Consider the following 25,118-nt stretch of genomic DNA (forward strand, 5'->3'; position numbering starts at 1 on the left):
ATGAGCAGCGTGCTGATTCGTAACGCCAGGCTGGTCAACGAAGGACGCGAGTTCGACGGCGATCTGTTGGTCAGCAACGGACGCATCGTCAAGATTGCACGCAGCATCGAAGGTGAAAGCGCCAAGGTGGAAATCGACGCCAACGGCCAATGGTTACTGCCGGGGATGATCGATGACCAAGTGCATTTCCGCGAACCGGGTGCGCCGGCCAAGGGCAGCATCCACACCGAGTCACGCGCAGCGGTGGCCGGTGGCATCACCAGCTTCATGGACATGCCCAACACAAATCCGGCCACCCTCACCCTCGAAGCCCTGGCGGATAAAAAGCGCCGGGCGGCGATCAACTCGGTGGCTAACTACGGCTTTCACTTTGGCGTGAGCCGGGACAATCTAGATACGGTTGCCGCACTCAATCCGTGTGAAGTGGCCGGCGTCAAAGTGTTCATGGGCGCCTCGACCGGCAACATGCTGGTCGATGATCCGCGCATCCTTGAGCGACTGTTCGCCGAGGTGCCGACCATCCTGTTGGCGCACTGCGAACACACGCCGAGCATCGACGCCAACGCGGCCAATCTGCGTGAGTTGTTCGGCGATCGTATTCCGGCCGCCGCTCACCCAATCATCCGTAATGCCGAGGCGTGTTATCGATCCTCATCGCTCGCGGTGGAACTGGCTAAAAATCACGGTACGCGCCTGCATGTTTTGCACCTGACCACGGCGCGTGAACTGGCGTTGTTCGAAGACAAACCGCTGGCGCAGAAACGCATCACCGCTGAGGCGTGTCTGCATCATTTGTTGTTCGATGATCGCGACTATTCAAAGCTCGGCAACCTGATCAAATGCAACCCGGCGATCAAGACTCAGAGCGACCGCGATACTTTGCGTGAAGCGTTGAACAGCAATCGGCTCGACGTTATTGGTAGCGATCACGCGCCGCATACCTGGGAAGAAAAGCAGCAGCCTTATGCTCAGGCGCCTTCGGGGTTGCCACTGGTGCAGCATGCGTTGCCGGCGCTGATGGAGCTGGTGGCAGATGGGGTTTTGCCGATCACAACCTTGGTGGCGAAGACCAGCCATCGCGTCGCGGATCTGTTTGCGATTCCGGATCGTGGTTATTTGCGTGAGGGGTATTGGGCGGATCTGGTGCTGGTTGAGGCGCAGACGCTGGAGGTCGATCGGCAACCGATTCTGTCGCAGTGCGGATGGACGCCGTTTGCCGGGCGCAGCTTTCGGCATCGGGTGAACGCGACGATGGTGTCGGGGCAGATTGCTTGGAGAGGTGGTCGGGTGAATGAAGGATGTCGCGGGTTGGCGCTGAGGTTTATGCGCTGAGCTTGAGGACGATTTCGCGAGCAAGTCGAATCGTCGCACCGTCGCTCCCACAATTGGAACGCATTTCAATGTGGGAGCGAGCCTGCTCGCGAAGCTTTCAGGCTCTTGGTTTCACAGCGCCGCAATCCTGGCCGAGCCAAACCGCGCGCGTCTCCAGGCTGCCCTTCTGGTTGATCCCGATCGCATTGAACGTGCCGTTGGCCACGGTGGTGAACTCACGATCACTGAGGAACGTTGCCACCCCGGTGCCCTGCGCTTTCGGGCAACTGAAACGGAATTTCCACTGGTTGCCGGTGCGCTCGGTGATCTGCTGTTTGCAGCCCGATTGCGGGTCGGCCAACGGAATATCGTTGGTCGCCACCTGTTCAGGTGTCAGGCAGGCACGAATGCCTTTTCCGCCAATATTGATCCCGTTCTTCTCCAGCGCCGCGCGCTGCTGCGGGGTCATCTGGCCTTGCAGCTGGCCGAGGATCGATTGCACATCCATTGGCTGATCATCGACCTTGACGTTGCTCGATGTCATTTCCCACAGCCCCGGCTGCAGCATCTGCGCCTGCGCAACCACCGGCAATGCCAAACCCAGGCCCAGCGCCAAACCCAGCAGACGAACGTTCATCGAAAAACTCCTGATCAGTAGTGGCCGTTAGACGTCGGCCGATTGCTTCGGTTCATGCACCAATTAAATAGCGACATTCGCGACAGAACATGGTCTGTTAAGCATTGAATCTTCCGGAGCAAGGCTGCCCCATGGATTATTTTGGACCGCACATTTTCGGTTATCTGATCGCCCTGATACACACCCTCGGCTTGATCGCCGCGATTCACGCGGTGCTCACCGTACGCACGGCTCAAGGCTCGATCGCTTGGGCATTGTCGCTGATCTTCATTCCCTACCTCACGCTTATTCCGTACCTGGTGTTTGGCCGCAGCACTTTTGATGGTTACATCAAGGCGCGGCGTCAGGCCAACGAACAGATGCGTCAGGCGATCTCCGAACTGAACTGGCGCCCGTGGGTGGAAGAGGCACTGACCGCGCGCGCCTCGAATGCCTACGCCTCGTTACGCGCGATGCCCAAACTGGGACGTATGCCTTGTCTGGCGAACAACGAAGTGCAATTGCTGGTAAACGGCACGGCCACCTTCGAGGCGATTTTCCAGGCCATCGATCAGGCGAAAGAAGCGGTGCTGATCCAGTTTTTCATCATTCACGATGATCGACTCGGCCAGCGTCTGCGCGACCTGCTGCTGAAGAAAGCCGCCGAAGGTGTGGCGATTCATCTGCTTTACGACCGTATCGGCAGCCACGCCCTGCCCCACAGCTATGTGCAGACACTGCGCGATGCTGGCGTCGAGGTGAAAGCCTTCGCCACACGCAGCGGCTGGCTCAATCGCTTTCAGGTCAACTTCCGTAACCACCGCAAGATCGTCGTGGTCGACGGCGTGGTCGGCTTTGTCGGCGGGCATAACGTTGGCGATGAATACATGGGCGAAAAACCACCGCTGGCACCTTGGCGCGATACCCATGTGAAAGTACGTGGCCCGGTGGTCGCATGCATGCAGGAGTCGTTTGCCGAAGACTGGTTCTGGGCTGCGCGTACCCTGCCGCCGCTGATCCTGCCCGACGAATACCCGGATGACGGCGTGCTCTGCCAATTGCTCGCCAGCGGCCCGGCGGATGCCTATGAAACCTGCTCGCTGTTCTTCGTCGAAGCGATCCACGCGGCGACCGAACGGGTGTGGATCACCAGCCCGTATTTCATCCCCGATGAAGCGGTATTTGCAGCATTGAGATTGGCGGTGTTGCGCGGCGTCGATGTGCGTCTGCTACTGCCGTCGCGTCCCGATCACCGCATCGTTTACGCCGCTTCCAGCCTCTATGCATTCGAAGCAGTGCGCGCCGGTGTGCGGGTGTTCCGCTACGAACCCGGTTTCCTGCATCAGAAAGTGGTGTTGATCGACAGCGAAATCAGCGCCATTGGCAGTGCCAATCTGGACAACCGTTCGTTCCGGCTGAATTTCGAAGTGATGCTGCTGACCGTCGACAGTGACTTTGCCGCCAGTGTGGAAAACATGCTCATCGCGGATTTCGAGCAAGCCTACGAAATCGCCAAAGAAGAAAGCCGGGAGATCCACCGCCTGCAACAAGTCGGCATGCGGATCGCCCGGCTGATTTCGCCGATTCTTTGAAACCCTCCCCCCCAAAGGAAGAGAGAAAAGGCTCAAGGGTTGTAGATGTCGTCACGGGTCCATGGCAGTTCATGGCTGCCATCCGGATGCGCCTTCACCGCGAGGATCTGGTGCAGATTGATCCAGCCGCGCGCAAACGCATAAGCGCAGCCAGCCAGATACAGACGCCAGATGCGCAACGCCTGATCCGGCACCAGTTTGCCGGCAGCTTCAAGGTTGTCTTCCAGCCGCTCGCTCCAGTGATCCAGCGTACGCGCGTAGTGCAGGCGCAGACTTTCTACGTCGACAATCTCCAGACCGGCTTCGCTGATCTCGGCCGAGATCATCGCCAGGTGCGGCAACTCACCGTTGGGAAACACGTACTTCTCGATAAAGTCCCCGGCACCGCGTCCCACCGGTCGGCCATCGGTGTGTTTGGCGGTGATGCCGTGATTCATCACCAGACCGCCCTCCTTCACCGCGCCGAACAGGGTTTTGCAGTACTCGGGCAGATTGGCGTGGCCAACGTGTTCGAACATGCCGACGCTGACCACCTTGTCGAAACGCCCGTCCTGGGGCAGATCTCGATAGTCGAGCAGTTGCAGTTCGATCTGGTCTTCCAGACCTTCGGCCTTGACCCGTTCGCGTGCCAGTTCCAGCTGTTCCTTGCTCAACGTGATACCAAACACCTTGGCGCCGAATTCCCGCGCGGCATACCGCGCCAGTCCACCCCAGCCGCAACCGACATCCAGCAGGTAGTCGCCTGGCTGCAAACGCAGCTTGCGGCATAGGTGGCGGAATTTGGCTTGTTGCGCCTGCTCAAGGGTTTCGCTGCCCGTTTCGAAATACGCGCAGGAATACGCCATGTCGCTGTCCAGCCAGAGCTGGTAGAACGCGTTGGACAAGTCGTAGTGGTAGGAAATGGCTTTGGCGTCGGTTTCCTTGTCGTGCAAGGTGCGCACTGGCTGACTGTCGTCATCTTCGCCGAGCAAAGCGTTGCTCAATTCGTCGCAGACCCGGATGACCTCGCTGATCGAGCCCTCCAATTCAAGCTTGCCTTCAACGAATGCCGCTCCGAGCGCATCAAGGCTTGGGTGGGTGAACTGGGTAACCATCTGCGGGTCCTTGACCACGATGGTGACGCTGGGCGTCGGCCCCAGATTGAACTCATGGCCGTCCCAGAGTCGCAGGCGAAGCGGAAGCTGCAGATTCTGTAAGGCCGGTGGAAGTTGCGCGAGCATGGAAAATCCCCCTTGTTTCAGACGTCTGATCTGAGGGTAGACCATCCCGGAAAAATAGCAGGCTATCGATTTGATTAGCCTGATCTATCGTTGCAGACGCTCCAGCAAACCTTCCTGAATCCACTGTTTCAGCCAGGTAACGGCTTGAAGTGGCGCGCCCTCACCATAATTGACTGCTAACTCGGCGCACAGTTCGGCGAAACTCCAGCCTTCGTTGAGCATGCCATCGAGGGCAAAGGCTTGCGCCGGATCGAGGCTGCGGTAACTGCAGATCAGCTGGTTGCGCCAGATCAGGCAGATCTGTGGGATGTCGAGCGCCATGCTGTCGGGGAACTCTGATTCTTCCTTTACCGCGCGCCACACTGAAAGACTATTGAAGCGGCATTCCAGCCACTGCAAGGACGACACCGGTCTGACCCGCAGCTCCGGCCATTCCTCCGGAACAAGAGCGGCCATGGCTTCAATCGTCAGCGGCTCACCAAAAGGTGCATCGAAAGCCAGGGTGAATGCCCATTCGAGCGCAATCAGCTCAGCCAGCGGCGCACTCTGCTCCGGCACCAGATGCTCGCGAACAAAACCTTCAAAGCCTTTGCCCAGCCAGCGCAGGCTGTAATGCGCTGACGGATACTGACGGATGTACGCCATGCCGAGGGCGTCGAATTCTTCATCGCCCATCCAGTACAGGACCGTGGGAAAGTCATTGCGCAAGACTTCCAGCAACCGCGCTTTGTAAGCGTTGTGATAGATCGCCAGGCCCGTATCGACATCCAGTGTCGGACCACCGATCAGGCTCCTGCCCAGAGTCGGATTTGCGCCGGGGTCTTCTTCGAGCAGAAACGATTCGAATGCCAGTTGCCACTCTTTCAGGCGCATTGCTGCCTCCCGGCCAGAACCTTGTTACCCAGCTGACGGGCCTTTTGCAGTTCATCGAGCAATTCATCGAAAGGTGGAAAATGATCGTCACGCTCCAGCAATGTGGCCACCGGACCGAAATGTTCAAGCGTGCGTTGATAGAGCGCCCAGACCGGGTCGCTCACCGGATGGTCGTGGGTGTCGATCACGTAATCGCCGTAATCATTGTGCCCCGCCAGATGCAATTGGCGGACTTTGTCGACGGGCAGGCTGCTGATGAACGTCCATGGATCGAAGCCGTGATTACGTGAGCTGACGTAGACATTGTTGACATCGAGTAGCAATTCACAGCCACTCACGCGGCTAAGCAAAGCGAGAAATTCCCACTCAGTGAAATCATCCGAGGCGCCGCGTACATAACTGGAGACGTTCTCCAGCACCAACGGACGCTGCAAAATATCCTGAACCTGCATTACCCGAGCGGCGATGTAATCCAGGCTTTCTTCGGTGTAAGGCAGCGGCAGCAGATCATGTAACTGATGGGCATTGCCACGGCTCCAGCACAGATGATCGGAGATCCATGCCGGTTTGATTCGTTCGGCCAGTTGCTTGAGTTGTTTGAGATAGTCCGGATCGAGGGCATGCGGCCCGCCGATAGACAGAGATACACCGTGCATCACCAACGGATAACGCTCGGCGATGGCATCGAGGTAATGCAGGGCCTTGCCGCCCGGCACCATGAAATTTTCCGAGACCACTTCGAACCAGTCGACATCTGGCGACTGCTCAAGGATCTGCTGGTAATAAGCGCTACGCAAACCCAGGCCGTAGCCCAGGAAAGGAATGGAAGCAGACATGCGCGGACTCCTGATAAAAAGTGGCCGCAGTGGCGCCAACCACTGCGGCAACACTTGCCGGTCAGTTATTCGCCGACCTTGCCACCGGCTTTATCGCAGGCCGCCTGGGTCATGGCTTTGAAGCCCTGGCCTTTGCAGGAGCCCATGCCTTTGCAGGCGTGGTCTTTGGTCTTGCAGTCGTTCTGGCCTTTGCAGGCGTTCACGCCGTAGCAGTGAACGTTGGCATCGGCAGCCATCGCGTTGGTGGCAACACCGGCAAACATCGTGGCGGCAGCCAAAGCGAGGGCGGCACCAGCAGCAGCGGATTTGATCGTCATTTTTCTTATCCTCGGTCATCTTCAGGGGTGTCGGCTGGAAGGTTTGTTCAGTCCCGACATAGCACTAGAGAGAGCCGCCCCGACGGCGTTACAGCGGATCGAAAAATAATGTCAAAGGTCTTCCTTGAGCTTCAGTAGCGGCTCTTGGAAGCGCAGCAACCGCCCGGCATTTCCGAGTACCAGCAAGGTGCTGAGGTTATGCAGCAGCGCGGCAATCATCGCCCCGGCGGCACCCAGCCAGCCGAATGCAGCGAACACGACGATGGCCAGCGTCCAGCCCAGACCGATGATGACGTTGACCTGCAATGTTCGGCGGCACTGGCGGCTGAGACGCACGCAGGTGCCGAGTCGGCGCAGGTCGCTGCCGATCAAGACGATGTCGGCCGAGGCCAGCGCAATGTCTGCACCACCGGCGCCCATTGCCACACCGACCACACCGGCCTTGAGCGCGAGAGAATCATTAATGCCGTCACCGACCACCATCGGCCGGAAACCATTGTCGATTTCCTTGAGCACGCGATTGAGTTTGTCCTCGGGCAAGGCCTGAGCTTCGACCTCATGCAAACCGACCTCTTTGGCCAGCGACTCAGCCACGCTTTGTCGATCGCCCGTGAGCAACAGTTGCCGTCCAAGACCCAGCTCACGCAACTCACTGAGGGCAAATCGGGCTTCCGGTTTGACGCTGTCAGCGAGCAACAGCCAGGCGAGGAATTCACCGTTCAGCGCCAGACCGGCGATGGGGCCGTCATGATCGGGAACCTTGGTCGTGGCAATGCCCAGTTGCGCGAACAATTCTGGCCGACCGAGCGCCGCTTCGCCCTGCCCTGTCATGGCAACGACACCGAGCCCCTGCCGCTCGTGAATATCACTCAGCGTTAGGTATTGATCCTGACTGAGCAACCCTGCGAGTGCTCGACTGACTGGATGACTACTCGCCGCGCCGAGACTGGCGGCAAGCACCATGACCGCAGACGACTCTGCCTGCGGGCTGTTGATCGACTGCAAACGCAAGGTGCCGTAGGTCAGCGTCCCGGTCTTGTCGACGACCAGCGATGTCAGGTCCGCCAGTTCTTCGAGGAACGCCGAACTGCGAATCAAAATCCCGTGACGCGCAGCCACCGCGACACCGGCAATCGCCGTCGCCGGAGCGGACAACACCAGCGCGCACGGACACGCCGCCACCAAAACCGCGAGCATGGCCTGCGCATCGTTGGTGATAAACCAGGTCACCGCTGCCAGCAACAACACCAGCACCATGTAGCTGCCGGCGTAACGTTCGAGCAACCGGGTGATCGGTGGCTTCGAACGCTCGGCGTTCTGCATCAGTGCGATGACTTTGCCGAGGGTCGACTCATCGCCGGTACGGGTCACTTCGATGCGCAACAAACCGTCGAGGTTGATCGCACCGCCGAAGACCGTCATGCCGGCACCTGCCTCGACCGGCACCGATTCACCGGTAATTGAAGCGGTATCGAGACTGGCCTGACCGGACAACACTCGACCATCGGCGGGAATACGATCACCGGCGCGCACTTCAACAGTGTCGCCTGCTTTCAACCTGCCGTTGTCCACTTCGATGATCGAGCCGTCAGCCTGAACCTTACGCGCATGGCTGCGCGTCAGTTGGCCAAGAGCATGGATCGCCTCCTGCGAGCCGATGACGCTGCGCTCCTCCAGGACATGACCGAAGATCATGATGATCGGCAGCAATGCCGCCGTCAGCAGATCGCCAGTCGCCCACGCACCGAGCATGGCCAAGGCAATCAGCTGATCGGTGATTCCGTGCAGGCTCGGATAACGCAGGCTGTACCACGCCGAACGCATCACCGGCACAGCGACCAACAAAGAAGCAACACCCAACAGCAACTGGCTGACCCCGGTTTGCTCCGGGACCAGCCAACGCCAGATCAAACCCAGACCCAGGAGACCCAACGCAAGCATAGCCAAAGTTAGCTGGCGAGCAGCGCGGCGTTGTTCGGCCGAGGACAACAGGCTCGGTGCAGCGGTCGTCGCAGTCATTTACTGGCTCCCTGAATGATCAGGCGGGAATCGTCTTTCGGATCGACCGTGGTCACTGATCCGGCCTGACCGAGAATCTTCGGCATGCGCTCGCGGTAAAGGCGCAGGAGCATTTGCGGGTCAGTGCTCTTGGCCAGGCTCGACACCGTGGCAGTATCGGCAGAGGCTTTAGCCAAGCGCTCACCGGCCTGTGCGTGAGCGACTTGCAGCGTGCGGTCGGCTTGTTCATTGGCAGTCTGGGTGAGTTTCTCGGCGTCGGTGCGCGCATTGGCCACTGCTTTGTCGGCTTGCTGACTGGCCGTCAAAACCGCATTGAAAGCACTGACCGCAGGATCGGGCAGACTCGATTGCACATCGACCCGCGCCACTTCAATCCCGATGCCCTGCCCGCTCGCCTTCAACTCGGCCAAGCGTTTGTTGATGCCCTGCACCAAGTCACCACGGAGCCTTTCACGACGCTCGGCAGCCTGATTGTCAGCACCGATCAATTCCGGGCGAGCGACCAGAATGGTGTCCAGATCCCTGGCGGCCGTCAGCGCCACCGCGCTGCGAGTGACCAATCGATCGAGCGCCGGCAGCACATGATCGGCCTGCAACACGAAGTCATAGGGGTCGGTGACTTTGTAGAAGACCCGCACATCCAGCTGCACGACGCCGGCATCACCGGTCAATAAATAACCAGACCCCGCCAGGGCATCGCTGAGTGGTGTGGCAAAGGAAGCGATGCGATCAGCCTTGAGTGCCTCATCGCTGCGCAACAGGTTTTCCACCCGCCGCTCGATCACCCGATCCGCAGCTGGCAACAAAACTACCTGTTCGAACGGCTGTGGCCAAGCCAACAACAGCCCCGCGTTCTGCACGCGATCCAGAGCACCAAAGTGCAAAACCACAGCACGATTCTGCGGGTCTATCTGCCGCACATTGGAAAATGCCCAAGCCAATGCGGCCAACACTGTCACCGCATACAGGGCGAGAAATGCCAAACGACCGGCCTCAATCCACGGACTGTTTAGCGAATGTGTTCCACGTGGAACTTCTTCACTCATGGCTGCGATCCGGATTTGCTGTCGAGTGTTGGCGGGCCGTCGACCAGCACGCGGAATGGCGCCGCGTCAGTGCGCAAGATTAGTTTGGTGTCCGGGGTAACAATGGTGCCAAGGGTGTCCAGCGAGCGCAGCAAGTTGTAGAGCTGCGGTGAACTGGCGTAGGCGCGGCCATAAATCTGCGCCGCTTCGACGCGGGACTGCGCTTCGATTTCAGCCGCTTTTACCGTCGCATCAGCCTGCACAATTCGCGCATCGCGCTCGGCAGCGGAACGGATTTGCGCAGCTTCACGTTTGCCGATAGCCGTACGCTCGGTAGCGATTGTTTCACGCTCGGCACGCATACGATCGACCGTGGCGGTGAGCGTCACCGACGGCAAGGTCAAACGCTCGATACCGACTTGTACGACACGCACGCCATACGTCGCGAGCAATTGCTGATCAATCTGCTGACGCAGCTGCGCTTCGAATTCAGCGATGTGCACCTGACTGGCATCGGTGTTGACCAAATTGGCCAGATCGAAGCTGCTGGCCGTGGTTTCCAGCGCCGAGCCGACGAAAGTGCGGATCTGCCGCGCGGCTTCGTCCGGCTGGTTCTGTACCGCGCGCATGAAACGCTGCACATTGTCCGGATCACCCTGCACCTGCCACGCCACGTAGGCCTGCACGATGATGCGTAAACCGTCGCGAGTGCCGACATCCTGCAAGCCGCTGGAGGTGGTGCGCAAACGCAAATCCACCGGAATCGTCGCCTCGAATGGCGCCGGCCAGCGCCAACTCAAACCCGGATCAAGCAACACCCGCGACGGGTTACCAAAACGCGTGATGACCGTGGCTTCGCCCGATCGTACCTGCACCAGGCTCGCTGCTGCGACGGCGAACGCCACCAGCAACACTGCCCAACCCATGCGTCGCCACGGGAAAGGGCCACCCTCCTCCGGCGCACCGTGGTGATGATGCCCATGATGATGGTGATGCCCGCCGTGGCCATGATCGTGGCCGCTGTGATCATGCGGTTCGTGAGTATGCGACTGGCTCAATGGGCGACTCCTGGTTGAGCGGTGATGCGCGCGGGCGTCGGGTCAGCCGGCAGCGTGAAGGTCCGCAGATCGATGGTCGGCGCATTGCTGCTGCCACCGAGACGATGGTCGAGTACCAGCAACTTGGCCTTGCTCAGCCCTTGGCTGAGCTGACCGAGGTAATGCTCCAGCACGAAAGCTTGGCCGGCACTGGCGTAAGCTTTTTGCTCGGCGCTGAATTTCAGATCCGCCGCCTGCGCCGTAGAATTGATTTCCCGGGCATTGGCGCTGGCCTGATCGCGAGCAAGGCTGGCCTGCAATTGCGCCTGATTGCTCGCCTCGGCCGCCGCGCCACGCTCACGGGAAATCAACGCTTGCGCGCCGATCTGCGCGGCTTGCACGCTGTGATAGGCATTGGCGGCACCGGCCGGCGGGTGGATGGCTTCGACCACCGTGGCGAGAATTTCCACGCCACTGTTGAGTTGTTGCAGATCACTTTGCACCGCGCGACCGATCTCCTCGCCCAACCCGACCCGGTCTTCACCGAGTAAACCGTCGAGCGTGCGCGAGGCAAAGTCGTGCACCAGAATCCGGCTCGCCGTGCTGCGAATCAGCGTCGACACATCGGCGCTGTTATAGGTTGCGGCCAGCGCGGCCTGATCGGTCAAGCCAATGCGATAGACGAACCGCACGTCCATGTTGACGATCTGAAAGCTCTGCTGAGCGCCACGGCTGCTGGCAATGACTTGCGACTTGTCGTTGACGTGGCTGGCGTCCCACAAACGGTTGGCTGTGATCGGCGCCGGGCCTTCGGCGGGATCGGCCTGCAGCAGTGCCGGGTTTTCGCCAACGCTGGTGGCCAATTCGTGCACCACGCCGTTTTCGACGATCAATACTCGACCCAATGGCCACGGCAAACCTGTGTGCAATCCCGGGCCGAACACCTGCACCGGTTCGCCGAAACGCTCATAAATGCCGCGACCCTGTAGTGGGATTTCATGGATACCGGTGAGCAACCAGCCCACCGCTGCGACGAGCGCCAGCACCGGCAGAAACGCTCGGCGCATGTAACTGAACGCCCAGATCTGACGCAGATCGATGCCAAAGCGGTTGTGCAATTCGTGCTGCAACGTGAGTAAAGGCTGGGGTGGCCAACGCAGCATATCGGCGACAAAACTGCGCGCCAGCAACGTTGGCTCAAGCTGTTCGTGACGAGGGCTGAAGACTGAAAGAACGGCGCGCAATAGCCACTCGATCGCGACCAATCCCGGCAAGATACCCATCAGTACAGAAACGCGAACTGGCCAAATGACATTCTCGCCAGCGAACAACAAACACAGCGCGCCGAGCACCAGGCTGATGATCGACACACGCGTCAATTGCGCCAATGAACCTGCTTCCGGCCATTGCGCGGGATTCTCCCGAGCCAGTTGTCGCTCCAGCACCAACAAGCCGAACGCGAGCAGCAATGCCAACGCCGCGCCCACCGTGGCGGACAATCCAACGGCTGCGGCGGGCAATGCGAGGTTCCACACCTGTTCGATACTCAGCGCCACCAACAACGCCCAGCCGCCTAACCACAGCGTCGCTGCACCGATCTGGCCAAGCATATGCAAACCACGCTGACTGAGGCGATCCAGCAACCGTTCGTACCAACCTCCAGGCGCAGAGAACTCCTCATCGGCGTTCGGCGCCAGCACAACAGGATTCATCACCCGCGCGCGCCATTGCGTCACCCACCACGCTGATTGCAGCCCGGCGACCAACACCAGCAGCGCCGCGCTCAAATTAATCAGCAGCGGCAGCCACAATGACTGCGGGGCAAACAGCCCGACAAAAAACGCCAGCACCCACCCTGCCCCGGCCAATGCGCCGACACTGAATGCCCAGCGGCGCAGACGCCGGCTCTGCGCGGCCGCCTGCTGAAAGCGCGGCAGTCCGGTCACGTGCGTGCCATCCACTTCCAGATCAACTTGCATATCACCCCAAATTCATTAGCCCACACCGCATATCGTTACGATATAACGAAAAGCGTGAAATATTCGTACACAATTGCGCCCATTCAAAGACGCCCAACCTGTCGCTTGCCTGAAGCCTTGACCGAAAAGCCTCGAAACGCACATATTACGTTCGTAATTTTTATTCAGAACTACTTTTAGCGATCCGCATCCATCCAACAGGAGCAAGCGCATGAGCAACTATGACGTAGTGATTCTGGGCGGCGGCCCCGGCGGTTATAACGCGGCGATCCGCGCGGGGCAGCTGGGCCTCAAGGCCGCTTGCGTGGAAGGTCGCGCGACGCTCGGCGGCACCTGCCTGAACGTCGGTTGCATGCCGTCCAAAGCCCTGTTGCATGCCTCGGAGCTGTACGACGCGGCGATGGGCGCGGAATTCGCCAACCTCGGTATAGAGGTCAAACCGACCCTGAACCTCGCGCAAATGATGAAGCAGAAAGACGAGAGCGTGGCCGGCCTGACCAAAGGCATCGAGTTTCTCTTTCGCAAGAACAAGGTCGACTGGATCAAGGGCTGGGGCCACATCGACGGCCCGGGCAAGGTCACGGTGACCGACGATCAGGGCGGCAAAGTCGAACTGACCGCGAAGGACATCATCATCGCCACCGGTTCCGAGCCCACTCCCCTTCCGGGCGTCGAGATCGACAACAAACGTATCCTTGATTCGACCGGGGCGCTTTCCCTGAGTGAAGTGCCCAAACACCTGGTGGTGATCGGCGCCGGTGTGATCGGTCTGGAATTGGGCTCGGTGTGGCGGCGCTTGGGCGCGCAGGTCACCGTGGTCGAATACCTCGACCGCATCTGCCCCGGCGTCGATGGCGAGGCCGGCAAAACCCTGCAACGCTCGCTGAGCAAACAAGGCATCACGTTCAAGTTGAGTTCGAAGGTCACCAGCGCCACGTCTTCCGCAAGCGGTGTGCAACTCAGCGTTGAGCCGGCCGCTGGCGGCACTGCCGAGTTGCTTGAAGCCGATTACGTGCTGGTCGCTATCGGACGTCGCCCGTACACCCAGGGCCTCGGTCTGGAAAACGTCGGCCTGAGTACCGACAAACGCGGCATGCTCGCCAACAAACAGCACCGCACCGAAGCCGCCGGGGTCTGGGTGATCGGCGACGTCACGTCCGGGCCGATGCTCGCGCACAAGGCTGAAGACGAAGCGATGGCCTGCGTCGAGCAGATCCATGGCAAGGCTGGCGAGGTCAATTACGACCTGATCCCCAACGTGATCTACACCCGACCGGAACTGGCCAGCGTCGGCAAGACTGAAGAACAGCTCAAGGCTGAAGGCCGTGCCTACAAGGTCGGCAAGTTTCCGTTCACCGCCAACAGCCGGGCGAAGATCAACCATGAGACCGAGGGGTTCGCCAAAGTCCTCGCTGATGAGCGCACCGATGAAGTCCTCGGCGTGCACCTGGTCGGCCCGAGCGTGAGTGAAATGATTGGCGAGTTTTGTGTGGCGATGGAGTTCAGTGCGTCGGCGGAAGACATTGCGTTGACGTGTCACCCTCATCCGACCCGGTCGGAAGCGTTGCGCCAGGCGGCGATGAATGTCGAGGGGATGGCGACGCAGATGTAGGCTTCTGAAATCTCTATTGACCGGACTGCCGCTTTCGCGAGCAAGCTCGCTCCCACATTCGACCGTGATACGCCTGAAAGAGCGCGGTCACTGTGGGAGCGAGCTTGCTCGCGAAGGATGCGACTCGGTCTATAGCGGAAGATGTCCGAGAGGCAACGCCCCCGGTGTCTTCACCGTATGAATCGCAAAGTTGCTGCGAATGTCACTCACCCCCGGCAGCTTCAGCAGGCAGCCGCTGAGAAAACGGTCATACGCACGCAGATCCGGCACTACCACTTGGAGCAAAAAGTCCGACTCTCCCGACACCAGAAACGCGGAAATCACTTCCGGCAGCGCCGTCACCGCAGCATAAAACGCCTCGGCCTGTGCATCGTTGTGGCGCTCGACCTTGACCCCGACAAACACCGTCAGCCCCAGCCCGACTTCATCGCGATCGAGATTGGCCTGATAACCGCGAATCACCCCAGCCTCTTCGAGCATCCGTACCCGGCGCAGGCACGGCGAGGCTGACAAGCCGATTTCATCCGCCAGCTCGACATTGCTCAGCCGCCCGTTACGTTGCAGGGCCGCGAGAATCTTGCGATCGAAGGCATCGAGTTTCATGTTTGGCAGATTCCGATAGTCATGACATGAAAAACCAGCAGGTTATGCCAATTAAAGGTGTTTTTAAAGCTGACTACGCAAGCACCTGCCCCGGCCTTTGGCCCTAGACTTGGCGCACGAATCGACAACGAAAGGGCTGCAACATGGCGAGTCTCTGGCTGTTTTTCCTGGCACTGGCGGTAGTCTTTCTATTGCCCGGCCCGGACATGATCCTGCTGCTGCAAACCGGCGCTCGGCAGGGACGCGGCGCGGCACTGGCCACCGCTGTCGGTCTGGGCGTCGCCCGTGGTTGTCACGTCGCCCTGGCGGCGTTGGGGCTGGCGGCACTGTTCAAAGCGGCGCCGTGGACGTTCGAGGTGGTGCGATTGGCGGGGGCGGCGTATCTGCTGTGGATCGGCATTCAATGCCTGCGCAGCACCCTGCTGCCGAACCTGAATACCGGTGAAGCTGTCGACGCGCACGGGCAATGGCGCGAAGCCGTCCGACGCGGTTTGCTGACCAACCTGCTCAACCCCAAAGCGCTGCTGTTCTGCTCGGTGTTGCTGCCGCAGTTCATCGTCAATGACGGCGTGGCGGTGCTAAGCCAGTTCGCCGTGCTGGGCATGCTGCTGGTCGGTGTCGGCCTGCTGTTCGACAGCGCTTACGCGCTGACCGGCGCCGCGCTGGGTCGTTGGCTGCAACACAGTCCAACGGCCCAACGCGTACAACAATGGCTGTTCGGCAGCCTGCTGATCGGTTTCGCCGTGCGCCTGACGTTCGTCCAGCAGGCTTAGCCTTTGCGGACCTTGCGCTGGCGACGGCTGATGAACAGCAACGCAGCGCTCGCGATCAGCACAACCGCGCCGATCTGCACCGGCCACTTGTACGGCCGCAGCGACGAGCGCACAGCATCGGTGACCTGGGTGACGTAACGCTTGTCGGCGTTTTCGAAATCCGGGTACGGGCACTGATTGCCGAAGTCCACCGCCCACGGTACGAACGGGCCTTCCTTGATGTAGCGCTGATACAGCGCGCTCTGATCTTCCAGGCTGCTGTTCCAGCCAGCGGCGTTGCACAGCACAGCGGCAAACGCCTGACTGGTGTGCGGCAGGTTGTCAGCGGCGCGCCCGGCCAGTTCGGTGGCGACGAAACGGTAGTGATAGCGCTGATCCGGCTTCGCTTCACTGGCGACCTGCCGTTGCACTTCGGCCTCGCTCACCAGCGGACCGACTTTCAACTCAACACTTTCCAGGCTGTAGTTGCCACCGAACGTGGCGTAGTCCGGCGCCATCTCGTAACCGAGAATATCCATGCCCCACTCGCGAGCCGTCCACGCCGCGTTGTACAGCGCACTCGCACGTTTGGTCGGCCACCACGCAGCATCGGCCTTAAGCCGTTGTTCGCCGTAGAGTCGGGCCTTGTTTTGCAGGTCGGGATTATCGAAATAAGCGACCGCATCGGCGTAATGCCCCTCACGCAGCAAACGCCGGCCAAGCAGATTGCGCAGGCTGGCGGCGACCGGCAACGGCACGTAGTTATCACGCTCCTGTTGAGTCAACACGGGCGGAGCCGGGACGTTATCGTCGACGTATTTTTTCAGCTCATCGACCGTCAGCACGCGCTCGGCCACGCTCGCGGCATCGAACCAATAGACACTGTTGCTGCGATACAACTGCACGAAAGCCTGAAGGTACTCGCCACGTTGCAACGCGAGAATCGCGCTTTCACCCTCGACCCGGCACTTCGGCTGAACAGTTTCAAACGCCCAGTCCGGCGTACGCCGATAACCCCAGTCTTCGCTCTGCGGGAAGGCCTGCGCGGCTTTCGAATAGGCGGCGGCCGCGGCATTTTTATCGCCTTCACGCAACGCCAGTTTCGCCCGTAGCCACCACGCCAGGCCGCCGTCACCGGCGTTTTCAAGGAAAGCTTTGGCGCTGGCGTAATCACCCTGTTGATAACTCATCGCCGCCAGACGATCAGCGTTGTCGAGGCTGCCACGGGTACTGTTCTGCAGCAGCTTCACCAGTTTTTTCTCGTTCGGCGGCTCATCGCCAAACGACCAGCCTTGACGGCTCACCAGCGAGGCCGTGACCAGTTGCTGCACCGCTTTGTGCTGCAGCAACTCGGCCAGTTCGGCCTCCGGCAACTCCGCCAGTTCATTCATCAATTGCTTGAGCGAGGTGTAACCCACGGCCGAGCCGTGCAGGTTCTGCGCTTCATACAATTCGATGGCGCCGCTCCAGTCGCCCGCCGCGCGCAATGCCCGCGCCTCTTCACCGAGGCTGGCAACGCCCAGCTCCAGCGGATCGCTGAAACCGTCGATGCTCATCTGCCGGGCCTGACGGAACGCAGCCAGCGATTGCTCCAGCGCTTCGATCGCATCCCCACCCTCGCTGCTCATGGCAAACCATGTGCGGCCCAGCGAGTAGGCGGCCCAGGTACTGCGCAACGGACGCTGCTCCGCCGGCAACGCCAGCAGCTTGTCGAAATAGGCGACGGCGAGTTGATGATCGCCCGTGGCAAACGCCACCGCGCCGGCCACGTAAAAACGGATTTCCGCCGGCAGACTGGCGCCTTGCACCTCGACCTGACGCGCATCGGTCAGGCCGCGCAGTTGTTTGACCAACGCTTGCTGCTCGGCGCTCAAACCAGCCTGCTCGGCTTTCTCCCGTGCCTCGGTGGCCGCGTTTTCCTCGCCGTACAGGTCGTTCGGATTGTGCGTTGCAGCGGTGACGTTCTTCAGCCCGGCGATGGCTTTGCCGAGGCGACTGAGTTCGAAGTTGAAGTTGCCCTCAGGCAGATCCGCGAGGGTCTGCCCACGATTGTCGAGCAGGCGCATGGGGAAATCCGGCCCACAGGCCAACGCCGAACCCAGCGGCAGGCAGAGGCTCAGGCAGAGCAGATGGCGGGGCCAGTTACGGGTCAACATGCGAACCTCCTTGATCAATATTGGCGCAGCGCGCCCAACCGATGGCGCGTTGTCCACCCGCCGGCAAGCGGCCGTCGCGCAGGCGGGTGAAGGTAAGCAGATCCGGGCTTTGTTGCAACGAGTAACCGGCGAGCGCATCGGCGCCTTCGCAGCTTTGTGCCTTCAGCGTGATCCGCGCTGGCCAGGCACTGTCGAGGTTGCCGGGATTGTCGAGTTTGATGTCGTAGAGACCGTTGTGTTCACTGAACGCCACATCGAGCTGACTATCAAGTTGATCGCCACGGGCGACCGCGCGCAGGGTGGTCAGGCTCCAGGCACGGCGGTCATTGGCCAGCGGCAGGCGAAACCAGATCAGGCCGGCCAGATGCGCCGGCGGGTCTTCGCGCAAGGCCTTGCCGAGTTGGCTCAGTTGCAACGGATCAGCCAGCAACTCGCGGCGCTCCCCCCCCCGTTCAAGTTGCACCTCGCTCTCCACCACCGGCGCCCCGCCGTCATCGGGCAACAGCGCGACACCGTAGGCCGGCAGCGCCAGATAGAACGGTTTTTCAGTGATGCGCGCCCAGGCTTTGGCCCACGTCAAAGCTTGATCAGGATCGAACAAACCCCGGCGTGGATCGCTGACGGCGTGGACTTGCAGCACGCTGCTGTCGACGGTTTGCAGAAGCGCGGGCAATTGCGCGCTGTCGAGCCAGGCTGGCAGTGCCGTGATGCTCAGCGGCAGGGACGCCGGCAATGCCGAGCGCAAGTGTTTGAGGAATTCAGCGTAGGCCGGCAAACGCGCATTACCCGCGTCATGATCGATCTCGACACCGCTCAGCGTCAGACCTTGCGCCTGCCAATCGGCAAGCGTCAGCAGAATCTGCGCGGTGACCTGATCCTGATCCAGCGACCTGAGCTGGCCGTCGAGACGAATCACCGCAATCAACGGACGGCCATCGGCTTTCAATAAGTGCGCATCGATCCGCGCCCGGTTCCAACCGGCATTGGGAAAGGCTTGCAGTGCGAGGACGCGTAACGTCGAGAAATCCTGGCGACTGTCATGCAGCGCCGCCTCGTGGGCCGGCGTCCATTGGCGTTGCCAGATGTAGAGTTGTTGGTCGAGGGGTGGCGCGTCTTGCTGCTTGCAAGCAGAAAGCGCAATCAATGCAACCAGACCGACGAGAAACCGCATACCTTCCAACCCCCTGACACCACAAGGCTGCAAGGTTACACAAATCTCTGTGGGAGCGAGCCTGCTCGCGAGCAGGCTCGCTCCCACAGGGGAAAGTGTTCAGGGTTTACGGGCGATGATGACTTGGCTCTTCGCAACCACCGCGTCCAGCGCCTGTTTGATCTGCGCCCCGCGCGGTGAGTCCAGCACCGCTTGCCAGGTGTCGGCCCAATGATTGAGCAATGGGTGATCCGGCTGGCTGAAATCCACCTTGGCCTCCCAGAACAGCAGCATCCACATCGACCAGTAAAATCCGTACTGGCTGTGACTGATGATTTCCAGACCCGCATCGCTGACCATAGCCTTGAACTGCTCTTCGCTGATGACCCGGATGTGATTGGGCTTCTGGAAATACTCCGGCGCAGCGATGTCTTTTTGCAGGTCTTCGGAACTCGGATGCGGCACGCTCAACAGATACAACGCCCCGGGCTGGCCGACACGTACCAGCTCGGCAAGGAATTGTGCCGGGTCGTCGACATGTTCGATGACCTCGGTGGAGACCACCCGGGTGGCGGTAGCGTCGGCAATCGGCAGCGGATTGCAGTCCGTCACGTGACATTCGATGTCCCGCGCCGGGGTGTCGCCCAATCGCTGGCGGGTGGCTTCGACCTTGGCGCCGTCGATATCGGCAATGATGATCTTCGCCCCGCGCATCCCGCAAAAATGTACGTTACCGCCATCCCCGCAGCCGACATCCAGCAGTATGTCTTCAGCCGTCACCGGGAAGCCTTTGAACAATTCGCCGGTTTCCTGGTTGAACCAGCCACTGAGCTTCGCATCGTAAAGGCCAAGCATGTAGGGATCAGTTTTGTCGACGGCTGTAACGTTGGCCGGTGCAACGGCCGGCGCAGGCGTCGCCACTGTGCGTTTCTTCAAAAAGCTCAGCATGAGGTGGCTCCAGAGGATGAGACGGCGGCTCGGGACGCGCCCAGGCGCGCTACCAGATCGGCACCCCGGTTGCGCATGGGCATTTCAATCAAGCGGTAATTGAGTTCACTGAGCAGAACGATCAGGCCCAAAGCAAGGATCACGGTGACCATTGGATGTCCGGCCGGGCTCGGCAGGCCGGCAGCCTGCAAGCGGAAGATCAGTTCACGCACCAGCAGATAGGCCGGTATGTGGATCAGGTAGATGCCATAGGAACGACTGCCGATCCACGCCATCAAGCGTTGCAAACCACCGGCGGGCAGCAAATAGTCGCGGTTGTACGAGGCGATCCACACCAGCAGCGCACTGAGTAGCGCAATCGAACCGATGCGGTAACTGGTCAGGGTAAAGCGATCGGTGGCCATGAAACTCATGAGCAACCCGACGACGACCAATACGGCACTGCCGGCCCATGGCAGACGCAGGAACGTCGGTTGCCAGCGCTGGTGGCCTGGTCGCGCACTCCACATCGCCAACAGCACGCCGAGGGCCAGTGCGTCTGTACGCACCACCATCAGCAACGGTGTGCGCAGGGTGAATATCTGCACCGCGACCAGCGCCAGCAAAGCCCACACCAGATGTTTGCGGCACAGCAGGATCAACAGCGGAAACAACAGGTAGAACTGCTCTTCCAGCGACAAACTCCAGTAGACGAAACTGCTGCCATATTCGTAGTGAAAAAAACTGTCGGCAAAACGGAAGTTGGCATATTGCAACACCCCGGCGAGCGTCGCCTGCAGGTTGGCATACAGCGAGCCGAACGCGCCTGAACGGTTGAAAAACACACATGCCAGCAGCATCAGCGCCAGCCACAGCCAGGCCGAGGGCAATAGCCGGAACGCTCGACGCAGCCAGAAATTGCGCGTCTGGTGCCAATATTCCAGCCGGGTTTCGCAACCTTGCAGCGCCGGAATCAGGCTACGGGCGATGACAAAACCGGAGATGGCAAAAAACAGATCGACGCCCCACCACGGCTGCGCCCATCCATGAATCTTTTCCAGCAATGGCACTGTGTCGGTGAACAGACTCCCCTGCAAGTGATGGAACAGCACGCCCAGCACCGCAATGGCACGCAGCACTTCGATGTCCATGATCCGCTTGCTGCTCATGGTGCATCTCCGACGTCCAGCGGTTTACGGGCGATGATCACTTGGCTCTTGGGCATGAAACGATCCAGTGTCTGCTTGATCGCAAGCCCGTCGGGGTGATCGAGCAAGTGCTGCCAGGTTCTGGCCCAGCTCTCCATCAAAGGCATGAACGGCTCTCGAATACGGTCTCGCACCGCACCTGCGGGATCGCGCCCTGCGGCACGCTCACCGGCCCAGAAGAAAATCATGCCCATCACCCAGAAAAAACCGCTGGCCTGGCGATGCTCGATCACCAGCCCCGCGTCCTCCACCAGCGCTGCGAAGCGCTCCGGGGTAAAAATCTGCACATGATTGGGCGACTGGTAATAACTCGCCGGGGCGATGCCCTTTTGCAGATGTTCGCCGGCCGGTGCCGGCACGCTGAGCAGGTATTGCGCACCCGGGCGGCCCATGCGCACCAGTTCGGCCATGAAGGGCTCAGGCTGGTCGATGTGCTCCAGCACCTCCATGCACACCACTTTGCTCGCGCAACCCTCGGCCAACGGCAACGGCAGGCTGTTACTGACCAGTCCCAGACTCGTCCGGCAGCTGTGTGCTTCGATCTGGCGCGCGAGGTCGTGCACCTTGTCGTACTCACTGTCGGTGAAGATCACCGAGGCGCCCTGACGCACGGCAAACAGTGTCGCTACGCCTTCGCCACAACCGACATCGAGCAACGTATCGTCGGCCGTGATTGCAAAACCCTTGAGCAACTCACCGCTGTCAGCCAGAAACCAGCCGTCAAGGACTGCATCGCGCAAACCGACATTGCGCGGCGACACCGTATCGGCCACCACCGGCTCCGCTACAGGCGTCGCCGGCGCCGGGCGAAAACGTGCGAGCAGGCGCCTGATCATGTGCCTGAGGCTGCCAGCGGTAATGTCCCGACGGCTTGCCAGGGCTGCTCGAAGAACGCTCGCAGACGCTGCTCGGCGCTGGCCTGGCTACAGAAGCGCTGCAGACTGCGCACCGCTTCGGCCGACATCGCGGCATACCGCGCTTCATCGGTTTTCGCCACCTCATAGCTGGCGCGATATCCCGCACACAACGAATCCCAGTTGGTCATGTAACGCATCGTGCGGTAAGCAGCTCGGGGATCATGGGGCCAGGCGGTCAGCTCTTCGGTGAAGTCGACGATGAACGCATTGTCGCTGTTTACGTAGTCAGCCATCGCGGTATTCAGCGGTGCGATGGCCGGTTTGCCGCAAGACATGAACTCCATCAGCGGCAGGCACTGGCCTTCGCCGTAGGAACTGTTGACCACGTAACTGGTGGCTTGCACCAGCCGTTCGTAATCAGCATCCGCCAGATAACCGTGTATCAGCACGATCCGGCATCGATAGGACTGGTTCTTGTACAGGTGGTGCAGCATATCGGTCAGCGCATCGGTGATGTCGTGGTGCGTGAGTTTCAGCACCAGGGTCGCATCGGGTGTATCACGGAACGTGGTGCAGAACGCGCTGAGCATGTCCTGCCAGTTCTTGCGCCCGTCGTAAGGATTGAACACCGAGGTGTACACCACGCCTTCAAGCTTCAGCGAACAATCCTGCCCGGGCCCGGCAAAGGACATCGGCGTGCCTTCGCAACGCCCCGCAGGACCATAGGGACGCAAGTCCACCGTGCGACTGTCGATCAGCAACCCGTGCAGACTAAGGGTGAGAGGCTCGATCACCGGGCGCCGGTCCAGATGCTCGCCACGGGCGGCGAAGCGATCCCATACCGGTGCGGGGATCGCGCCGATCGGATAGTCAGGCCCCATCACGTCGCGCACGGTGTCTACCGTAAAGCTCGAATGCGTGATCGCCCGGCCACAGGCTTTGAGCACCACACGCCAGTCGTGGCGAGGTTCGCCCTGCCAGCTTTCAGTGGGCAGGGTGCTGAACTCCCAGGCAAACACCGGAATGGTCGGGCAGGCGTAATGAACAGGTGTGCGGTGCGGCGGCGAGAACGACAGAAAGACACAATCCTCGCCGCGGCTCAAGCAGTCGAAATACAAGCGATCAACCAGCTCGTCAGGGTTGCTGACTTCGATGACCTGACCGAGTCGCTCCAGCACCGGGCGGAATTCCTTGAGAACAAAGTAATAGCTGTACTCGGGGCGTCCGAGGTTCTGCTGGATGTTGCTCTTGTTGGTTTCCGAATGAATGATGATCAGCATGAGGCCGCTCCGGTCTCGACCGCCAGCGAGGTGATCGCGCGATTGGCCTCAAGGCCGAAAAACGCCGCCACACGCTGCTGCAGCGGCGCGAATCCACAGTACTCACGCATGCGTTCATTGGCGGCAATGGCCATCGCCTGGTAAGCCTGCGGGTGGTTTTTGGCCATGGCGTAGCTGTCCTCATAGGCGGTTTTCAACGAGCCCCAGTCAGGGCGATGACGCAGGGTGCGGTAGAGGATCCGCACGTCCTCCGGCCAGATGGTCGGCTCGTGACTGGACTTGACGATGAAGCCGACATGTTCGTCGATGTAATCGCGCATTGCCGTGTGATCCGGCGCGATCACCGGCCGAGCGCACGACATGAACTCCATCAGCGGCAGGCACAAACCTTCGCAGCGTGACGCGTTGACGTAGAAACTGGCGGCGCCATACAGCCGGGCAAACTCCTCATCTTCCAGGTAGCCATGCAGGACCACCACCCGACAGGTAAAGGGGGATAGCTGCGAGAGCAAAGTGATGAGATGAACGTAGTAGCTCGACAGGTCGTTCTGGGTGATTTTCAGCACCAGTGTCGCGTCTTCGACATCACGCATGGCCCAACAGAACGCGGTGATCAGGTGGTGCCAGTTCTTGCGTCCGTCTTCGGGATTGAACACGCTGACGTATACCACGCCACTGACGTCGATCCGGGCGTTTTCACTGGTGTCCGGCAACAAGGCTTGCGGATGCTCAATCACCTCCAGCGCCTCATTCACGGCTGGAGCCGATGGCACTGGCTCGGACAACTCGGGGCGGTTCTCGCGACTGGCAGCCGGCAGCAAATCACTGACGGCTTCGCGATACCACAGCCGCAGGTTGTGCTTGAGCAAAAACAGCGCTCGATGCTGCGAAGGCGTCGCAACGGCTTTGTAGCCTTCGTACAAGTAATGCTTGGTGATGAACGCACGCCGACGCAAGGTCAGTGGCGGTGACGGTTCTGGCGTCGGCTCCGGTACTTCCTCGACAGGGCTCGGCGTCAGTGCTTCCTGTTCATTGAGTATCGGTGCGATCAAGCCATCAGCAGACAGTCCCAGCGCGCGGCTATCGATGATGCAGCCCTTGATCTGCAACGTCGTGCCGGGGTTTACCGGGACACTCGGGTAGTCTCGCCGTACCTGAGCGAAGCGTTCCCACAGCGGTGTGGGCAATACCAGTACGGGGAAATCTTCACCCAGGCTGCGACGTATCGCCTGCGCCGTGTGGGTCGACAACGTAATCACCCGGCCATGGCGCGCCAGAGTCTGGCTCCAGTCCTGGCGAACATCGTTGTCAGCGCATTCGGTTGGGATCGAATCATATTCCCAGGCGATTACGCACACCATCGGGCATTGCAGGCCGGTCGGGGTTTTATGTGGCGGCGCAAACGAAAGGAACAGACATTCCTGACCGTCCTGAAGCAACTGCAGATACAGCGGGTCAACTTCAGCGACCGACGCCACAACATGCACCTGGCCGAGGCTTTCCAGCACCGGGCGATACGCCTTGAGCACAAAGTAATAGCTGTATTCGGCACGCCCCAGGCTCTGGCTGATGGAGCGCTCGTTGACGTCCGAGTAAAGAATGAAATTCATGGCATCCCACGATGAAGCAGCCGTCCCGGCAACCTCATGCTATGACGACCGGGCGTTGGATCAAGCCGACATCGCCGCTGCTTGTCCATCATCCTCAGGCACGTCTTCGTTCTTGTTTTAGTGGCTGGTTTCACCCTG

Annotated in this window: 21 protein-coding genes; 4 read left to right on the top strand and 17 right to left on the bottom strand. The window is 60.3% G+C overall.

The features are described from left to right. Positions 1 to 1,332, top strand: coding sequence for a dihydroorotase (locus tag HUW52_RS00785; protein WP_175552724.1), 1,332 nt, complete (start codon positions 1 to 3; stop codon positions 1,330 to 1,332). A gap of 97 nt (positions 1,333 to 1,429) precedes the next feature. Here HUW52_RS00785 and HUW52_RS00790 read toward each other — a convergent pair whose 3' ends face one another. Then, positions 1,430 to 1,948 carry a DUF3617 domain-containing protein gene (locus HUW52_RS00790; protein WP_007912033.1) on the bottom strand — a complete coding sequence of 173 codons (519 nt, stop codon included), beginning with the start codon at positions 1,946 to 1,948 and terminating at the stop codon, positions 1,430 to 1,432. A 131-nt stretch (positions 1,949 to 2,079) separates the two neighbouring features. Between HUW52_RS00790 and cls the strand changes: the two genes are divergently transcribed. Continuing rightward, complete coding sequence (gene cls, locus HUW52_RS00795) at positions 2,080 to 3,519, top strand: cardiolipin synthase (RefSeq protein WP_034152150.1); 1,440 nt, start codon at positions 2,080 to 2,082, stop codon at positions 3,517 to 3,519. A gap of 32 nt (positions 3,520 to 3,551) precedes the next feature. Here cls and cfaB read toward each other — a convergent pair whose 3' ends face one another. The 8 genes from cfaB to hflK (HUW52_RS00835) all read right to left on the bottom strand — a co-directional run bounded on the left by cfaB (position 3,552) and on the right by hflK (HUW52_RS00835) (position 12,825). Continuing rightward, a complete protein-coding gene (cfaB, locus tag HUW52_RS00800; RefSeq protein WP_175552725.1) occupies positions 3,552 to 4,739 on the bottom strand; it encodes a C17 cyclopropane fatty acid synthase CfaB in 1,188 nt (395 codons plus the stop codon). Positions 4,740 to 4,823: 84 nt separating this feature from the next. After that, positions 4,824 to 5,612, bottom strand: a complete 789-nt coding sequence (locus HUW52_RS00805; RefSeq protein WP_175552726.1) for a DNA-binding domain-containing protein — start codon at positions 5,610 to 5,612, stop codon at positions 4,824 to 4,826. After that, on the bottom strand, positions 5,603 to 6,448 hold the full coding sequence (locus HUW52_RS00810; protein WP_175552727.1) for a DUF692 domain-containing protein: 846 nt from the start codon (positions 6,446 to 6,448) through the stop codon (positions 5,603 to 5,605). The genes HUW52_RS00805 and HUW52_RS00810 overlap by 10 nt, the downstream gene beginning before the upstream one ends. Before the next feature lie 65 nt (positions 6,449 to 6,513). After that, positions 6,514 to 6,765 (bottom strand): membrane protein, encoded by a 252-nt coding sequence (locus HUW52_RS00815; RefSeq protein ID WP_016984035.1) that lies wholly within the window; start codon positions 6,763 to 6,765, stop codon positions 6,514 to 6,516. Positions 6,766 to 6,876: 111 nt separating this feature from the next. After that, on the bottom strand, positions 6,877 to 8,784 hold the full coding sequence (locus HUW52_RS00820) for a cation-translocating P-type ATPase (RefSeq protein ID WP_175552728.1): 1,908 nt from the start codon (positions 8,782 to 8,784) through the stop codon (positions 6,877 to 6,879). Continuing rightward, positions 8,781 to 9,830, bottom strand: a complete 1,050-nt coding sequence (gene hflK, locus HUW52_RS00825; RefSeq protein ID WP_175552729.1) for a protease modulator HflK — start codon at positions 9,828 to 9,830, stop codon at positions 8,781 to 8,783. Before hflK (HUW52_RS00825) ends, HUW52_RS00820 begins: the two co-directional genes overlap by 4 nt. Beyond that, positions 9,827 to 10,867, bottom strand: coding sequence for a protease modulator HflC (gene hflC / locus HUW52_RS00830; protein WP_175552730.1), 1,041 nt, complete (start codon positions 10,865 to 10,867; stop codon positions 9,827 to 9,829). The genes hflK (HUW52_RS00825) and hflC overlap by 4 nt, the downstream gene beginning before the upstream one ends. Then, positions 10,864 to 12,825 (bottom strand): protease modulator HflK, encoded by a 1,962-nt coding sequence (gene hflK / locus HUW52_RS00835; RefSeq protein WP_175552731.1) that lies wholly within the window; start codon positions 12,823 to 12,825, stop codon positions 10,864 to 10,866. The genes hflC and hflK (HUW52_RS00835) overlap by 4 nt, the downstream gene beginning before the upstream one ends. A gap of 211 nt (positions 12,826 to 13,036) precedes the next feature. Here hflK (HUW52_RS00835) and lpdA point away from each other — a divergent pair, with 211 nt between their 5' ends. Then, positions 13,037 to 14,437 (top strand): dihydrolipoyl dehydrogenase, encoded by a 1,401-nt coding sequence (gene lpdA / locus HUW52_RS00840; protein ID WP_175552732.1) that lies wholly within the window; start codon positions 13,037 to 13,039, stop codon positions 14,435 to 14,437. Positions 14,438 to 14,566: 129 nt separating this feature from the next. Here lpdA and HUW52_RS00845 read toward each other — a convergent pair whose 3' ends face one another. Continuing rightward, positions 14,567 to 15,040: an Lrp/AsnC family transcriptional regulator gene (locus HUW52_RS00845; RefSeq protein ID WP_016984041.1), complete on the bottom strand. Its 474-nt coding sequence runs from the start codon at positions 15,038 to 15,040 to the stop codon at positions 14,567 to 14,569. Positions 15,041 to 15,183: 143 nt separating this feature from the next. Here HUW52_RS00845 and HUW52_RS00850 point away from each other — a divergent pair, with 143 nt between their 5' ends. Next, positions 15,184 to 15,813, top strand: a complete 630-nt coding sequence (locus HUW52_RS00850) for a LysE family translocator (RefSeq protein WP_175552733.1) — start codon at positions 15,184 to 15,186, stop codon at positions 15,811 to 15,813. Here HUW52_RS00850 and HUW52_RS00855 read toward each other — a convergent pair. The 7 genes from HUW52_RS00855 to HUW52_RS00885 form a co-directional block, all read right to left on the bottom strand. Further along, entirely contained in the window at positions 15,810 to 17,948 is a 2,139-nt protein-coding gene (locus HUW52_RS00855) for a hypothetical protein (RefSeq protein ID WP_175552734.1), read from the bottom strand. The two genes, HUW52_RS00850 and HUW52_RS00855, sit on opposite strands and share 4 nt — an antisense overlap. Next, entirely contained in the window at positions 17,935 to 19,119 is a 1,185-nt protein-coding gene (locus tag HUW52_RS00860) for a DUF3142 domain-containing protein (protein WP_175552735.1), read from the bottom strand. Before HUW52_RS00860 ends, HUW52_RS00855 begins: the two co-directional genes overlap by 14 nt. A gap of 99 nt (positions 19,120 to 19,218) precedes the next feature. Further along, positions 19,219 to 20,046 (bottom strand): class I SAM-dependent methyltransferase, encoded by an 828-nt coding sequence (locus HUW52_RS00865; RefSeq protein ID WP_016984044.1) that lies wholly within the window; start codon positions 20,044 to 20,046, stop codon positions 19,219 to 19,221. Continuing rightward, positions 20,040 to 21,194, bottom strand: a complete 1,155-nt coding sequence (locus HUW52_RS00870) for an acyltransferase (protein ID WP_175552736.1) — start codon at positions 21,192 to 21,194, stop codon at positions 20,040 to 20,042. The genes HUW52_RS00865 and HUW52_RS00870 overlap by 7 nt, the downstream gene beginning before the upstream one ends. Continuing rightward, the gene (locus HUW52_RS00875) at positions 21,191 to 22,069 is read right to left on the bottom strand and encodes a bifunctional 2-polyprenyl-6-hydroxyphenol methylase/3-demethylubiquinol 3-O-methyltransferase UbiG (RefSeq protein ID WP_016984046.1); all 879 of its coding nucleotides are present in this window, start codon (positions 22,067 to 22,069) and stop codon (positions 21,191 to 21,193) included. Before HUW52_RS00875 ends, HUW52_RS00870 begins: the two co-directional genes overlap by 4 nt. Next, positions 22,066 to 23,370: a glycosyltransferase gene (locus tag HUW52_RS00880; RefSeq protein WP_175552737.1), complete on the bottom strand. Its 1,305-nt coding sequence runs from the start codon at positions 23,368 to 23,370 to the stop codon at positions 22,066 to 22,068. Before HUW52_RS00880 ends, HUW52_RS00875 begins: the two co-directional genes overlap by 4 nt. Continuing rightward, positions 23,364 to 24,980 carry a glycosyltransferase gene (locus tag HUW52_RS00885; protein WP_175552738.1) on the bottom strand — a complete coding sequence of 539 codons (1,617 nt, stop codon included), beginning with the start codon at positions 24,978 to 24,980 and terminating at the stop codon, positions 23,364 to 23,366. Before HUW52_RS00885 ends, HUW52_RS00880 begins: the two co-directional genes overlap by 7 nt. Positions 24,981 to 25,118: the final 138 nt, after the last annotated feature.

It is taken from the genome of Pseudomonas sp. 43A (genome assembly GCF_013363935.1).
Classification (GTDB): Bacteria; Pseudomonadota; Gammaproteobacteria; order Pseudomonadales; family Pseudomonadaceae; genus Aquipseudomonas; species Aquipseudomonas crudilactis.